Annotated in this window: 14 protein-coding genes; 5 read left to right on the plus strand and 9 right to left on the minus strand. The window is 60.1% G+C overall.

What is annotated here, in order from left to right; all coding sequences use genetic code 11:
* The first annotated feature begins 6 nt into the window (after nt 1-6).
* A complete protein-coding gene (locus GS611_RS09015; protein ID WP_171634838.1) occupies nt 7-939 on the plus strand; it encodes a glyoxylate/hydroxypyruvate reductase A in 933 nt (310 codons plus the stop codon).
* 2 nt (nt 940-941) lie between these two features.
* Here GS611_RS09015 and GS611_RS09020 read toward each other — a convergent pair whose 3' ends face one another.
* The 6 genes from GS611_RS09020 to GS611_RS09045 all read right to left on the minus strand — a co-directional run bounded on the left by GS611_RS09020 (nt 942) and on the right by GS611_RS09045 (nt 7512).
* Nucleotides 942-2957: a M3 family metallopeptidase gene (locus GS611_RS09020; protein WP_171634841.1), complete on the minus strand. Its 2016-nt coding sequence runs from the start codon at nt 2955-2957 to the stop codon at nt 942-944.
* Between the two features lie 75 nt (nt 2958-3032).
* Entirely contained in the window at nt 3033-4082 is a 1050-nt protein-coding gene (locus tag GS611_RS09025) for a HesA/MoeB/ThiF family protein (RefSeq protein WP_171634843.1), read from the minus strand.
* A complete protein-coding gene (gene dut / locus GS611_RS09030) occupies nt 4082-4537 on the minus strand; it encodes a dUTP diphosphatase (protein WP_171634845.1) in 456 nt (151 codons plus the stop codon). Before dut ends, GS611_RS09025 begins: the two co-directional genes overlap by 1 nt.
* 15 nt (nt 4538-4552) lie before the next feature.
* Nucleotides 4553-5749 (minus strand): bifunctional phosphopantothenoylcysteine decarboxylase/phosphopantothenate--cysteine ligase CoaBC, encoded by a 1197-nt coding sequence (gene coaBC / locus GS611_RS09035; protein WP_171634848.1) that lies wholly within the window; start codon nt 5747-5749, stop codon nt 4553-4555.
* Between the two features lie 63 nt (nt 5750-5812).
* On the minus strand, nt 5813-6637 hold the full coding sequence (locus GS611_RS09040) for a ChaN family lipoprotein (protein ID WP_171634850.1): 825 nt from the start codon (nt 6635-6637) through the stop codon (nt 5813-5815).
* Nucleotides 6634-7512, minus strand: coding sequence for an RNA polymerase factor sigma-32 (locus GS611_RS09045; RefSeq protein ID WP_152456879.1), 879 nt, complete (start codon nt 7510-7512; stop codon nt 6634-6636). Before GS611_RS09045 ends, GS611_RS09040 begins: the two co-directional genes overlap by 4 nt.
* A 99-nt stretch (nt 7513-7611) precedes the next feature.
* Here GS611_RS09045 and cobU point away from each other — a divergent pair, with 99 nt between their 5' ends.
* The 4 genes from cobU to GS611_RS09065 are packed head-to-tail and all read left to right on the plus strand — an operon-like array spanning nt 7612 to nt 11210.
* Nucleotides 7612-8133 (plus strand): bifunctional adenosylcobinamide kinase/adenosylcobinamide-phosphate guanylyltransferase, encoded by a 522-nt coding sequence (gene cobU / locus GS611_RS09050; protein ID WP_171634852.1) that lies wholly within the window; start codon nt 7612-7614, stop codon nt 8131-8133.
* On the plus strand, nt 8130-8708 hold the full coding sequence (locus tag GS611_RS09055; RefSeq protein WP_171634855.1) for a histidine phosphatase family protein: 579 nt from the start codon (nt 8130-8132) through the stop codon (nt 8706-8708). Before cobU ends, GS611_RS09055 begins: the two co-directional genes overlap by 4 nt.
* Nucleotides 8709-8766: 58 nt before the next feature.
* Entirely contained in the window at nt 8767-9648 is an 882-nt protein-coding gene (locus GS611_RS09060) for a glutathione S-transferase (protein ID WP_171634859.1), read from the plus strand.
* 47 nt (nt 9649-9695) lie between these two features.
* Nucleotides 9696-11210: a YifB family Mg chelatase-like AAA ATPase gene (locus GS611_RS09065; protein ID WP_171634861.1), complete on the plus strand. Its 1515-nt coding sequence runs from the start codon at nt 9696-9698 to the stop codon at nt 11208-11210.
* Here the strand turns inward: GS611_RS09065 and gshB are convergent.
* The 3 genes from gshB to rsmI all read right to left on the minus strand — a co-directional run bounded on the left by gshB (nt 11207) and on the right by rsmI (nt 13431).
* Nucleotides 11207-12139, minus strand: a complete 933-nt coding sequence (gene gshB / locus GS611_RS09070) for a glutathione synthase (protein WP_171634863.1) — start codon at nt 12137-12139, stop codon at nt 11207-11209. The genes GS611_RS09065 and gshB overlap by 4 nt on opposite strands.
* 61 nt (nt 12140-12200) lie before the next feature.
* On the minus strand, nt 12201-12572 hold the full coding sequence (locus GS611_RS09075; protein WP_152456873.1) for a YraN family protein: 372 nt from the start codon (nt 12570-12572) through the stop codon (nt 12201-12203).
* Between the two features lies 1 nt (nt 12573).
* The gene (gene rsmI / locus GS611_RS09080; protein WP_171634866.1) at nt 12574-13431 is read right to left on the minus strand and encodes a 16S rRNA (cytidine(1402)-2'-O)-methyltransferase; all 858 of its coding nucleotides are present in this window, start codon (nt 13429-13431) and stop codon (nt 12574-12576) included.
* Nucleotides 13432-13513: the final 82 nt, after the last annotated feature.

The raw sequence follows: 13513 nt of genomic DNA on the forward strand, positions 1-13513 counted from the left end.
CCCCCGATGCCCGTAAACGTACTGTTTTCCGCGCGCCCTGCCCTGTGGCCCGTGTATGAACCGCTGCTCACTCGATACCTTGCGGAGGCCGGCGTTGAGGCGCGGCTCGGTACGGAATTTGACCCGGATCAGGTCGATTACGTTGTCTACGCTCCGAATGGCGGGTTACTGGATTTTTCGCCCTTTACACGCCTGAAGGCGGTTCTGAGCCTCTGGGCCGGGGTTGAAAAGATCGCGGACAATGACACTCTGACCGTCCCCTTGGCGCGAATGGTGGATCACGGGCTGACGCAAGGTATGACCGAATGGGTGGTGGGCCATGTGCTGCGCTATCATCTGGGAATGGATCGCCACATCACCATCCAGGATGGCGTCTGGGCCCCGGATGCCCCACCTTTGGCGCAAGAGCGCAAAGTGTGCATTCTGGGCCTCGGCGCGTTGGGCAAAGCCGCGGCCCGCACCCTGGCCTCGCTGAATTTCACGGTCACAGGCTGGAGCCGCACCGCCAAGGGCATCCCCGGCGTAACCTGCCTGCATGGTCCTGACGGTCTGCGTGACGCGCTTTCCCGGGCCGAGATACTGGTTCTGCTGCTGCCTGACACCGCTGCCACCGAAAACGCGTTGAATGCTGAAACGCTGGCCCTGCTGCCCAAGGGCGCGCGGATCATCAACCCGGGTCGCGGACCCCTGATCGATGACGATGCGCTGCTGGATGCCTTGAACGCGGGTCAGGTCGGTCACGCGACGCTGGATGTGTTCCGGGTCGAGCCCCTGCCCCCCGATCATCCGTATTGGGCACATCCGAACGTGACGGTGACCCCTCATATCGCGTCCGAGACCCGCCCGGTCACAGCCGCGCAGGTCATTTGCGAAAACATCCGGCGTGGCGAAGCCGGAGAGCCCTTCGTGCACCTGGTGGATCGCGCTTTGGGCTACTGATTTCAGGCCGCGATCAGACCGCGGCCTTTCAACAGGGCGTCAACCCCCGGCAATCTTCCCCGGAACGCCAGATACAGGTCTTCTGCCTCGCGCGAACCGCCAGTGGACAGGATGTTGTCCTCCAACGCTTTGGCGCGTTCGGGGTCAAAGGCACCTCCCGCCTCTTCAAAGGCGGCAAAGGCGTCGGCATCCATCACTTCGGACCACATATAGCTGTAGTACCCCGAGCTGTAGCCATCGCCTGCAAAGACATGCGCGAAATGCGGAGTAGCGTGGCGCATTCCAATGGCTTTCGGCATCCCCAACCTGGCCAAAACTTCTGACTGTTTCGCCATCGGATCTGCCGGTGCCTCGCCATCGTGGAAGGCCAGATCAACAAGGGCCGAGGCGACATATTCCACCGTCTGGAATCCCTGATCGAAATTGGCCGCCTTCAGCACCTTTTGCAGCATTTCCTGCGGCATCGGCTCGCCCGTTTCCGCATGGGTCGCAAACTCGGCAAGAACCTCGGGCACTTCCAGCCAGTGTTCGTAAAGCTGGCTGGGCAATTCTACGAAATCGCGCGCCACGGACGTGCCCGAGATGCTTTCATATGTCACGTTGGACAGCATCTGGTGCAGGGCATGGCCGAATTCATGAAACAGGGTCCGCGCGTCATCATAGGACAGCAAGGCGGGATCCCCTTTGGCAAAGTTGCAGACATTGATGACAACCGGTGTCTGCTTCTTCGGGAATTTGGCCTGCGCCCTCATCGCGCTGCACCAGGCGCCTGACCGCTTGGACCCTCGTGCAAAGTAGTCTCCGATAAATACGGCAATATGCTGCCCGTCGCGGGTAACGTCCCAAGCCCGGCAATCCGGGTGATAGAGGGGTACGTCCAACGGTTTGAAATCCAGCCCGAAAAGCCGGTTGGCGCAGGCAACCGAAGCCTCGATCATACGATCCAGTTGCAGATAGGGTTTCAACGCGGCCTCATCCAAATCGTGTTCCGCCTTGCGCCGCTTTTCAGCATAGTACCGCCAATCCCAAGCTTCCAGCGGGCCGTTGATGCCGTCTTCCTGCATCATCTGCGTCAGAACATCCGCGTCGGCGTCTGCGCGGGACTTGGCCGGTTCCCAAACCTGCATCAACAGTTCACGCACCCGATCCGGCGTGCGCGCCATCTCGGTTTCCAGCTTGTAGTCGGCGAACGTGTCATAGCCCAGAAGCTTGGCACGTTCTTGGCGTAAGGCCAGAATCTCGGCCGCGATGTCTCGGTTGTCTGTCTCGCCCCCATTGGCACCGCGTGCGGCCCAGGCGCGATAGGCTTTTTCACGCAGGTCCCGGCGGGGCGAGAATTGCAGAAACGGCACGATCAGCGACCGTGACAAGGTGACCACCGGCCCCTTGGCTTTCTTCTCCTGCCCCGCGGCACGCGCCGCGTCCACGACGAAATCCGGCAGGCCGTTCAGATCCCCTTCGGTCAGATCCATGTACCAGTCCCGCTCATCCGCCAGCAGGTTCTGGGTAAACGAGGTGCCCAGCGACGCAAGGCGCGACTTGATCTCTTGCATACGGGTGTCTTCGTCCCCTTCCAAAGCCGCACCGGCACGCACAAAGCCCCGGTGGGTCAGCATCAGCACACGCGCCTGTTCCTCGGTCAGGTCAAGATCATCGCGCCGTGCCCATAGGTCGGCCACACGCTTGAACAGCGACTTGTTGGAAGAAATGCCCGAAAAATGCGTCGAAAGCTTGGGGGAAAACGCGCGTTGCAGTTCTTCCCGCTTGGGGTTGCTGTCCGCGCCCGCAATCGTGAAGAAGACCGACAGAACCTTGTCCAGTTGCCCGCCCGCAGCCTCGAGCGCCTCGATCGTGTTGGCGAATGTGGGGGTATCCGGATTTGCCGCTATCGCGTCAATTTCGGCGTTATGCTCTTTCATCGCCTGCTCCAGTGCCGGCGAGAAATCATCATCCGAGATATCGGAAAAAGGGGCGATTTCAAACGGTGTGGTCCAGTTGGACAGGATCGGGTTGGTCATGCGGATCTCCTTTGATCCCATAGCTATGTCGCCACGGCCGGGTGTTCCAGAACACCCAACCCATGTGAAGAAAGGTTAATCGTTTCTCATGTCACAAACAGGGCAATCGCCCCGGCGGGTCAGAACAATCTTGCGGCTTTCACCGTACAGCGCGTCATAGATCAGCATCTCGCCACGCAGCGCCATGCCGGCGCCCGTTATCACCTTGATCGCCTCGACCGCCATCATTGATCCGACGACGCCCGGCAGCGGGCCGATCACTCCGGCCTCGGAACAGGACGGGGCCAGACCGGGGGCCGGGGCCTCTGGGAAGATGCACTGATAGCAGGGGCTGCCATTGGTGGGGTCAAACACACTCAGTTGACCTTCCCACTGCGACAAAGCCCCCGAAATCAGCGGTTTGCCCAGCGCGACAGCGGTTCGGTTTGCCAGATACCGGGTCTCAAAATTGTCGGTTCCGTCAAGAATCAGATCGAAGTCTGCAAACAGGTCGGTGGCGATTTCCTCGCTCAAGCGGCGGTGATAGGGCAGAACAACGACGTTCGGGTTTTGCGCCTCCATTGCCCGCTGGGCCGAAAAGACCTTGGGCATTCCAATATCCGCGTCCCGGTGAATAACCTGTCGTTGCAGGTTGGCATTCTCGACGACGTCATCGTCAATGATCCCGATCGTGCCGACACCCGCAGCCGCCAGATATTGCAGCGCAGGTGCGCCCAGACCACCTGCGCCGATCACCAGTACGCGGGCTTTCTTAAGTTTTTTCTGACCGGGCCCACCCAGTTCGCGCAAAACGATATGGCGGGCATAGCGGTCCAGCTCGGCCTCGGTAAATCGGTCCGAGGGCATGTCGGGCTCCGGTTCCGAAGTTGAAACTGCGCGGTTGCGTAAGGCTTTGAGTATTCTGCCATACAGCAAAGCCAGCGCCGCGAAACCCACGAGGATCAGCCAAAGCGCCGCAGACCCACCCGTTGCTTCGCGAAGAGGGTGCCCATCCGGCAAGATCAGATGGGACAGTATGACGCCGGCCAACAACACACTCACGGAAACCATGCGCGCTTTTTTCGACGTGCCGGCGATATAACCGACGCCCCAAAGCCCCGCAGCCAGGATGAAAACCAACAGCATCAGCCGCGCCCGGTCGAGCCGAAACCGCCAGCCCCACGATCTGTTTCGCCCAGCGCCTGAGCCAGTTCAAACCTGGCCTGCACCACCGGCGCGACCACAAGCTGCGCGATACGATCTCCGTGGGCGATCTCGAACCGTTCCTGGCCCGCATTCATCACGATCACGCCCAAGGGCCCACGATAGTCGCTGTCAATGGTGCCCGGCGTGTTGGGCAGTGTAATCCCATGTTTCAACGCAAGGCCCGAGCGGGGCCGAACCTGAACTTCATACCCTTGCGGGATTTCAATGCGCAGGCCGGTCGGCACCAACGCCCGCTGACCGGGGTCCAGCGTAATCGGCGCGCGGTCGGGCAGATTGGCACGCACGTCCGCGCCGGCCGCCCCCGAGGTTTCGTAAGAGGGAAGCGCCACGGCGGGGTCTGCCCCGTCTTCGCGGATCACCCGGATTGCAACCATGCCCTTGCCTTTCCTTCAGCCTGCCAACGCGTCCGCGATTTTCGCCGCCAGACGCCGGGCAACTTCGTCTTTGCCCATACGGGGCCATTCCTCGGCCCCGTTGTCCGAAATCAGGATGACCGCATTCTCTGACCCGCCCATAATGCCTGTTGCAGGGCTGACATCGTTGGCGACGATCCAGTCACAGCCTTTGCGCAGACGCTTGGCCGTGGCGTGTTCAATCACATTGTCCGTCTCGGCCGCAAAGCCGACAACCAATGGCGGACGGTTCGCGCCCATCCCGGAAACACGTTTCAGAATGTCCGGGTTTTCGGTGAATTCCAGTACCGGCAGGCCATCGCGGCTTTTCTTCAGCTTCTTGTCCGACGCGCTGGCGACACGCCAGTCCGCGACCGCAGCCGCGAATATTCCGGCATCGACGGGCAGAGCTGCATCAACCGCATCAGACATCTGTTGCGCGGTTTCGACAGGTACGACCCGCACACCCGCCGGGGGCGGCACGTCTGCCGGGCCAGTCACAAAGGTTACTTCGGCCCCCAATTCCGCCAGCGCCCGGGCTACGGCGGCACCTTGGGCCCCGGACGAGCGGTTGGCTATATACCGGACCGGATCTATCGGCTCATGCGTCGGGCCGGACGTCACCAGCACCCGCTTGCCCGTCAAAGGCCCCGCAGACAACCGAGCCTCAATCGCCGCGACAATTTCCAGCGGCTCGGACATGCGCCCCGGGCCGTATTCGCCACAGGCCATGTCGCCTTCGTTCGGGCCCACAAAGCGCACGCCATCCGCTTGCAGCTGCTTCAGGTTTCGCTGTGTTGCCGGGTGGGTCCACATCCGCACATTCATCGCGGGCGCACACAGAACGGGTGTGTCCGTGGCCATCAGAAGGGTCGAGGCCAGATCGTTGGCCAACCCTGCGGCCATCTTGCCCATCAGATCCGCCGTTGCGGGGGCCACGACGATCAGATCCGCAGAGCGGGACAGTTGAATATGCCCCATCTCGGCCTCATCGGTGAGATCAAACAGATCGCGATAGCCTTTTTCACCTGCCAGAGCCGATACGGACAGCGGCGTCACAAACTCTTCCGCAGCGCGCGACAATACAGGGGTTACGTCCGCGCCACGCTCGCGCAACCTGCGGATCAGGTCCAGCGATTTGTAGGCCGCGATTCCGCCACCGATAATCAGCAGAATGCGTTTGGATGACAGCATGTTCAGCCCTTCCCGTCCCGGTCGGCCCCGACATTAGGCAAGGCCCGCAGGTAGTTCCAGCGATTAATTCTGAACCTGAAATGCCGCACAGGGGTCTTCGCGCTCGGCCGTGGGGCTATCAATCACGATATCGAATTCTCCGTCGATCGCTCCATCCTCGGATTGTCCGACGGCCACGACTTTCCAACCTGGTCTGAGGCGCGCTAGATAGGTCGGTATGCCCCGGTCCTTTCGCGCGTGACCATTTCCAGTAATCACGGCAACCGGACCCCCGGTTTCGTCCATCGCACGGACCACGGCACGGGCCAGCACAGCATCGCGCAATCGTTGGATCGCTACCATCTGGGGCAACATTTCAGCCGGAAGCGCATCGCAATGCGCCGCCAACTGGTCGGCTTCGCGCGCGGCCTGTTCTTCGGGCGATAGAGGCACCGTCAGGCCATAACGCGCCGCGTCTGCCCCCAACGCCGTGGCGGCACCGCGTTCCATCGCGGCACGCGCGGCAGCTCGCGGAACCATAGCCCCGTAAACCGGCGCGCCTGACGCCTCGAACACCGGATAATACATGCTGAGCGGCGGCCAGCCACTTTCAGCCCATTTCAGAATGCGGCTCAGTTCTTCCGGGTTTGACACAGCTTTCTGAGCGAGTCTCTGCGCGCCCTCTTCCGTGACCATTTCCCAGACGACGGCCGAAGGTGAAACAGCTTCAAGCGCCTCGGCCTGCACCAAATGATGCGTCGGGTTGTCGTGAACTTCCCCCAATATCAAGACATCGGCGTCCCGCATCGCGGACATGGCATCAGCGGGAACAAGTCTATCTGCCAGCCCCGGTCGCGCTGCCGCAACCGTAAGACCCAGAACAAACGCAAGAATCGCAAACTGTTTCATGCGATGAAGTGTTGCACCTCGCGCGACTGGGCTTCAAGGTTCTTGCGCATTTTAGCAAAGGCTGCGGCTTCAAGCTGTCGTACACGTTCTTTTGACAGACCCAGCTCGGTTCCCAGGCTTTCCAGGGTTCGCGCAGGGTCTCGCAGCTTGCGCTCGCGCACAATGAAACGCTCGCGATCATTCAAGGCATTCATCGCCGTCAACAGCCACTTGCGCAACTGTTCGGTATCATGGCTGTGTTCAACTGCTTCGGCTGCCTGCTCGCGGTCATCTTCCAGGGCATCGATCCACTCGCGCCCATCTTCATCAGCGGATTGCACCGCATTCAGCGAAAAATCAGAGCCGGACAGACGACCTTCCATCATCTCGACGTCGCGCAGCGGCACACCGATTTCCGTGGCGATCATCTGGTGTAACTGATGACGGTCCAATTCCTGCCCTTCGGTGGCGGCTTCCCGTTCCAGCCGGGCCTGAACGCGACGCATGTTGAAAAACAGCGATTTTTGAGATGAGGTTGACCCGGTCCGAACCATGGACCAGTTCCGCATCACATAGTCCTGAATGCTTGCCTTGATCCACCATACGGCATAGGTCGAAAACCGCACGCCGCGATCTGGGTCGAACTTGTCTGCGGCCTTCATCAGGCCAAGGCCTGCTTCCTGAATGAGATCATTCATCGGCGCGCCATAGCGCTTGAACTTGGCCGCCATCGAAATCGCCAGACGCATATAGGCGGTGATCAGACGGTGCAACGCCTGTTCATCACGCTCATCACGCCATGCATAAGCCAGTTTCAGTTCGGTTTCCGCATCCAGCAGCTCGGCCTTCATTGCTTGCCGGGACATCGAAAAGTCCGTCGCATTATCCAGTGCCATAAACCTCTCCCCTGTTTGCAGGTACTGGTCAGACTTGCTTTGCCGACCTATGACCATTACGCAAAACAGCACCAAACGGATCAACTATAGGTAAGTACTGTGTCGCCGGATTTAACCTTGGTTCTGGGCGGGGCCGCGTCGGGCAAGTCGGTTTTCGCCGAAGAACTGGTTGTTTCTCAGGGGAAAAGCCGAGTTTACCTTGCGACATCACAAGTGTTTGATGACGAGATGCGCCAGAAGATTGAGCGCCATCTTGAGCAGCGCGGCGACGGTTGGACCACGGTTGAAGAACCCTTCGACCCGGGGCCGATTCTGGCCACGTTGTCGCCCGATCAGATTTGCCTGATTGACTGCGCCACCATGTGGCTGAGCAACCACCTGCTGGCCGAAACCGATCTGGAAGCGGCACAAACCGCCCTGCTTGACGCCCTTCGTGCATGCCCTGCGCAAATCGTGATCGTCTCGAACGAAGTTGGCCACGGCATTGTCCCGGACAACGCCCTGGCCCGCCGGTTTCGCGAAGCACAGGGGCGGCTGAACATCGCGCTTGCAGCGCAGGCCGATCTGGTGGTGCAGATCACTGCCGGGTTGCCCTTGGTTCTGAAAGGGCAAATGCCGTGATGCGCCTTCACCTTGTTCGACACGGGCCGACACATGCGAAAACCATGGTCGGCTGGTCCGACCTGCCCGCTGACCTTAGCGATACAGCCGCACTGAAACGTCTGCACAACCATTTGCCGCCCGAGGCGCTTGTGGTCTCGTCCGATCTGTCACGGGCGGTTGACACCGCCACGGCCATACAAGGTCAACGTCAACGCCTTCCCCATCATCCGGGCTTGCGGGAAATCCATTTTGGCGACTGGGAGTTGCGCGGATTTTCCGAAATCGAAGCCGAAGACTCGGAACTGGCCTTTTCATATTGGGACAACCCCGGCGATGTCCGCGCTCCGAAAGGTGAAAGCTGGAACGACGTCCGCAATCGGGTTGATGCGGCGATCGACACGCTTGTTTCAGTACATTCAGGCCGCGATCTGGTCATCGTCGCGCATTTCGGCGTTATCCTTACTCAGGTGCAGCGCGCCCTTGATCTGGACGGACAACAGACCTTTTCACACCGAATCGACAACCTGTCGGTAACGGATATCCTGATCGACGCAGGCAGGTGGTCCGTCGGTACGATCAATCACCTTCCGTGAACAGACCCCACACAAATCACTGTTTTACCGGGTTGCGAACCTGCGGCATCGTCTGCGTATGACATATGATTTGCATATCGGCGACCGCCTCTTCTCCAGCTGGTCAATGCGTGGCTGGTTGATGCTTGAGAAATTCAACCTTCCCTACAGAAGCCACATGATTGGCCTGTATTCGGGCACCATGGCACAGGATATGGAGCCCTTGGCCCCAGCGCGACTTGTGCCTGCCCTGCGCCTGCCGGAAGGAACTGTGGTGGGCGAAAGCCTGGCCATGGCTGAAACCCTGGCCGAGCGCCACCCTGATGCCGGGTTGTGGCCATCAGATCCCGCCGCCCGGGCAACCGCCCGCTGGCTATGCGCCGAGATGGTGGCAGGGTTTGGTGCCATGCGGGATGAATGCCCGATGCAATTGCTGCACGTCTGGCAAGGTTTCGACCCCTCAGATGAAACACTGGCAGATCTGGCACGCATCGAAATACTCTGGGACCATGCACGCAAAGTGTCCGGTGCGGGACAAGGCCCGTTGTTCGGCGCGTATTCGCTGGTGGACGTGTTTTACTCACCTGTCGCAGCGCGGATCATCGGATATGGGCTGCCAGTTTCCAAGGCGAACCGGACCTATTGCCTGGACCTGTTGTCAGACCCCGCCGTCAGACAATGGCGCGCAATGGGCCTGACTGTCAGATACGACCCTTTTCCCTATCGTCAGGATTTGCCGTCCAAGCCCTGGCCGATCGGAGGGGTTTCAACCGCCAAGCCGGTCTCCGGCCCGTCAATCAACCAAGTTTGCCCGTATTCCGGCAAACCCGTTGCGGAATTTCTGGAGTTGGATGGAAAATGCTGGGGCTTCTGCAATCCATTCTGCCGCGACAAAACAATTGCCGATCCCGACGCGTGGCCAAAATTCGCTGCATTGCGCGCAACCGTTAACGACTCTTAAACCACAATCATGGCAGCAACACCCTGTTAACCAAGAACAGGACTGCCATGGTCGCCCGCGCCCACACTGTTGCCTTTCACGGCGTCGAAGCCCGCCCGGTCGAGGTGCAATGTGCCGTATCGCCCGGCTTGCCGGCCTTTTCCATCGTTGGCCTTCCCGACAAAGCCGTGTCCGAAGCCCGCGACCGTGTCCGCAGCGCGCTGAGTGCGATGGCCATCGCTCTGCCGTCGAAACGAATTACGATCAACCTGTCTCCTGCGGATCTGCCCAAGGAAGGCAGCCATTTCGACCTGCCCATCGCAGTCGCACTGTTATCGGCACTCGAGGTCATCCCAGCCGATGCCGCCGAAGGAACAGTTGCACTGGGAGAGTTGTCGCTTGATGGATCTCTGGTGCCTGTCGTCGGCGCCCTGCCCGCGGCCATGACGGCCGCGTCAGAAGATCGCATGTTGCTGTGTCCCAAAGCCTCCAGCGCCGAGGCTGCATGGGTCGACGCCACTCAGGTTATCGGCGCGGGTTCCCTGGGCGATGTTGTCCGCCATTTCTCGGGACAGTGCCCTTTGCCGGCGGCACAACCCGGCGAGGTGAATCTGGCGCCCAGCGTGCGGGATCTGCGCGATGTAAAGGGGCAGGAACGCGCCAAGCGCGCCTTGGAAATCGCGGCAGCCGGGCGTCACCATCTGATCATGATCGGCACGCCGGGGTCGGGCAAATCCATGCTGGCCGCACGGCTTCCGGGCATCTTGCCACCGCTGACCGCAGTCGAAGCGTTGGAAACTTCGATGATCCAGTCCCTGTGCGGGTTGCTGGATGAAGGCGGCATCAACCGCACGCGTCCATTTCGGGAACCGCATCATACGGCCTCGATGGCAGCCATTGTCGGCGGGGGCAAAGGTGCCAAGCCCGGTGAGATCTCGTTGGCGCATAACGGCGTGCTGTTCATGGATGAGTTCCCCGAATTTCCCCGTACGGTTCTGGAGACCCTGCGCCAGCCAATAGAATCCGGAGAAGTCATGGTGGCGCGTGCCAATGCCCACGTGAAATACCCCTGCCGTTTCATGCTGGTGGCCGCCGCGAACCCGTGCAAATGCGGCTACCTGACGGATCCATCGCGCGCCTGCTCTCGCGCACCCGGCTGCGGCGAGGATTATCTGAACCGTATCTCGGGGCCTCTGATGGACAGGTTCGACCTGCGGATCGAAGTTCCGCCTGTGGGCTTCACCGATCTTGATCTGCCCCCATCCGGCGACAGCTCGGCGACAGTTGCCGCGCGGGTTGAAAACGCCTGCGCCATACAGGCAGAGCGGTTTCGGGGAATGCCGGACCTGCGTCAGAATTCCGACGCCGAAGGCAAAGTTCTGGAACAGATCGCAACACCCGATGCAGAAGGAAAAGCCGTTTTGCTGAAGGCCGCAGATCGGTTCGGCCTATCGGCGCGTGCCTTTCATCGGATCCTGAGGGTGGCGCGGACGATCGCCGATCTGGACGGTTCAGCCGACATCCGCAGGCCACATGTTGCAGAGGCGCTGAGCTTTCGCATCAGCGCCCGGGTCATGGCCTAGATCTTGGCTTCAATCGCCTGCCAGATCTTCTCGGCGATGTTCACGCCGTCGAACCGTTCCAGCTCTTGAATGCCGGTGGGCGAGGTCACGTTGATTTCGGTGAGATAGTCGCCAATGATGTCGATCCCGACAAAAATCTGGCCTTTTTCTTTCAGTAGCGGTCCGATGGCGGCGCAGATCTCCAGATCACGCTCTGACAACCCGACCTTTTCCGGGCGTCCGCCCACATGCATGTTTGACCGCGTTTCGCCCGCGGCTGGCACCCGGTTGATTGCGCCAACCGGTTCACCGTCCACGAGGATCACCCGCTTGTCGCCATTGCTGACATCCGGCAGGAACTTTTGCACGATCAGAGGCTCGCGCGAGAACCCCGTGAACAGCTCGTGCAGAGAGGTCAGGTTGCGGTCATTGGCATCCAGTCGGAACACGCCCGCACCGCCATTGCCATAAAGCGGCTTTAGGATGATATCGCCGTGCTTTTCCTTGAACGCCTTGATCGTTTTTATGTCACGGGCAATCGTTGTCGGCGGCGTCAGGTCAGGGAAATCCAAAACCAGCAGTTTTTCAGGATAGTTCCGCACCCAGAACGGGTCGTTGACCACCAGCGTTTGCCCTTTCAGGCGGTCCAGCAGATGGGTGGACGTGATGTAATGCATGTCAAAGGGTGGATCCTGACGCAGCCAGACCACGTCGAAATCGGCCAGGTCAACTTCACGTTCGGGGCTCAGAATCGCCGGATCGCCGGCGACCCGCTGCACGGTCATGTCATGGCCGCGCGCCGTGATACGACCTTCCTGATAGGCCAGCTGATCCGGCCCATAGAAAAACAACGAATGACCGCGCGCCTGCGCCTCCTCCGCCAGACGGAATGAGCTGTCGGCGTTGATGTCCACGGCCCCGATCGGGTCCATTTGAAAGGCGATTTTCATGTCGTGTCCCTCAGTTTCACGCAAGATACATGGCCCAGCAGGCCTGAGGGTTCAATGGGGCTTAGGCGTGACCGAAGGCGTTTTCGATGATTTGAACCGCGCCAGTGCCATCTACCAGTGCCGCGTCAAATCGGACATTGGTCAATTGCCCACCCGGTTCGTTTTCCAAGTATTGCGCGGCCGAGGCACAGATTCGGTCAATTTGTCTTTGACTGATCCGGGCTGCAGCTTTTTCGAAACTGGAGCTTTTCTTGACCTCGATGAACACGAGCCCGTCGCCATCCCGCACAATCAGATCGATTTCACCACCGGCACCCCGCCACCGGCGATGCGCAATTGCAAAACCCCGGCGCTCATAGTCCGAGGCGACCCGAAGCTCGGCCGACTGCCCCGCCTGATAGGAAACCGAGCCCTGAATTGCACGCCGCCCCATGTCATCCCTTTCCCAGTTTCAGAGCTTTCTGGTAAATCGGACGGCGCGGCAGATCATACATTTCTGACACAAGATCCGCTGCGTCCCGAACCGAGTGGGTTTCCAAAGCTCGCTTCAAAGCCTCTTCTACGTCGGATTCGTTAACAGTTTGCGAATGACTACGGTCCACCAGCAGAACGATCTCACCCTTGACCGGTTTTTCCTGAATTTCTGCCGCCAGATCGGCCAGTCTTCCACGGCGGATTTCTTCGAACTTTTTCGTCAGTTCACGGCACAAGGCCGCCTGACGGTCTGCCCCCAGGCAATCCGCAAGATCTGCAAGGCTGGCCGAGACGCGTTTGGGGGATTCGTAGAACACCAAGGTGCCTGGTATGTTTTTCAAAGCCTCAATCCGAGTCCGGCGTGCGCCCGATGCATTGGGCAAGAAACCTGCGAAGAAGAATGAATCCGTTGGCAGGCCCGCCAGGGTCAGCGCTGTTATGGCAGCGGATGCCCCGGGCGCACAGGTCACCATATGCCCGGCTTCGGCCGCCTGCTTGCCCAGATCATATCCCGGATCAGCGATCAGTGGCATACCCGCCTCGGATGCATAGGCGACAGATTGCCCCTGCGCCAGGGCATCCATGAGTCTGCCACGCGCCCCGGCGCCGCTGTGATCATGGTAGGCCTGGATATGCCGACCCTCCAGCGGGATGCCATGGATTTCCATCAACCGCCGCAGGCTCCGGGTGTCCTCCGCCGCTATCACATCGGCCGAGGCCAGAACATCCAGCGCCCTGAGCGTAATATCGCGCGCGGTTCCGATCGGAGTGGCAACAAAATACAGGCCCGCAGCCAATCTGATCTTTTGGAAATTCAAAGCTGGACCCTCACAGCGTGACGTTTATTATCGCGGCTCAACAGAACAGAAGCATTCACAGCCGCCGGATCAGGGAGTTTTC

Source organism: Ruegeria sp. HKCCD6119 (genome assembly GCF_013110585.1).
GTDB lineage: Bacteria > Pseudomonadota > Alphaproteobacteria > Rhodobacterales > Rhodobacteraceae > Ruegeria.

Coding starts and splice junctions, on each gene's coding strand:
- GS611_RS09040 (WP_171634850.1), bottom strand. CDS start 6,637: ATGAAACAGTTTGCGATTCTTGCGTTTGTTCTGGGTCTTACGGTTGCG.
- GS611_RS09075 (WP_152456873.1), bottom strand. CDS start 12,572: ATGGGGCGGCGTGCAATTCAGGGCTCGGTTTCCTATCAGGCGGGGCAG.
- GS611_RS09045 (WP_152456879.1), bottom strand. CDS start 7,512: ATGGCACTGGATAATGCGACGGACTTTTCGATGTCCCGGCAAGCAATG.
- dut (WP_171634845.1), bottom strand. CDS start 4,537: ATGGTTGCAATCCGGGTGATCCGCGAAGACGGGGCAGACCCCGCCGTG.
- GS611_RS09020 (WP_171634841.1), bottom strand. CDS start 2,957: ATGACCAACCCGATCCTGTCCAACTGGACCACACCGTTTGAAATCGCC.
- GS611_RS09025 (WP_171634843.1), bottom strand. CDS start 4,082: ATGCTGTTGGTTTTCATCCTGGCTGCGGGGCTTTGGGGCGTCGGTTAT.
- GS611_RS09065 (WP_171634861.1), top strand. CDS start 9,696: ATGGTCGCCCGCGCCCACACTGTTGCCTTTCACGGCGTCGAAGCCCGC.
- coaBC (WP_171634848.1), bottom strand. CDS start 5,749: ATGCTGTCATCCAAACGCATTCTGCTGATTATCGGTGGCGGAATCGCG.
- gshB (WP_171634863.1), bottom strand. CDS start 12,139: ATGAAAATCGCCTTTCAAATGGACCCGATCGGGGCCGTGGACATCAAC.
- GS611_RS09060 (WP_171634859.1), top strand. CDS start 8,767: ATGACATATGATTTGCATATCGGCGACCGCCTCTTCTCCAGCTGGTCA.
- GS611_RS09015 (WP_171634838.1), top strand. CDS start 7: ATGCCCGTAAACGTACTGTTTTCCGCGCGCCCTGCCCTGTGGCCCGTG.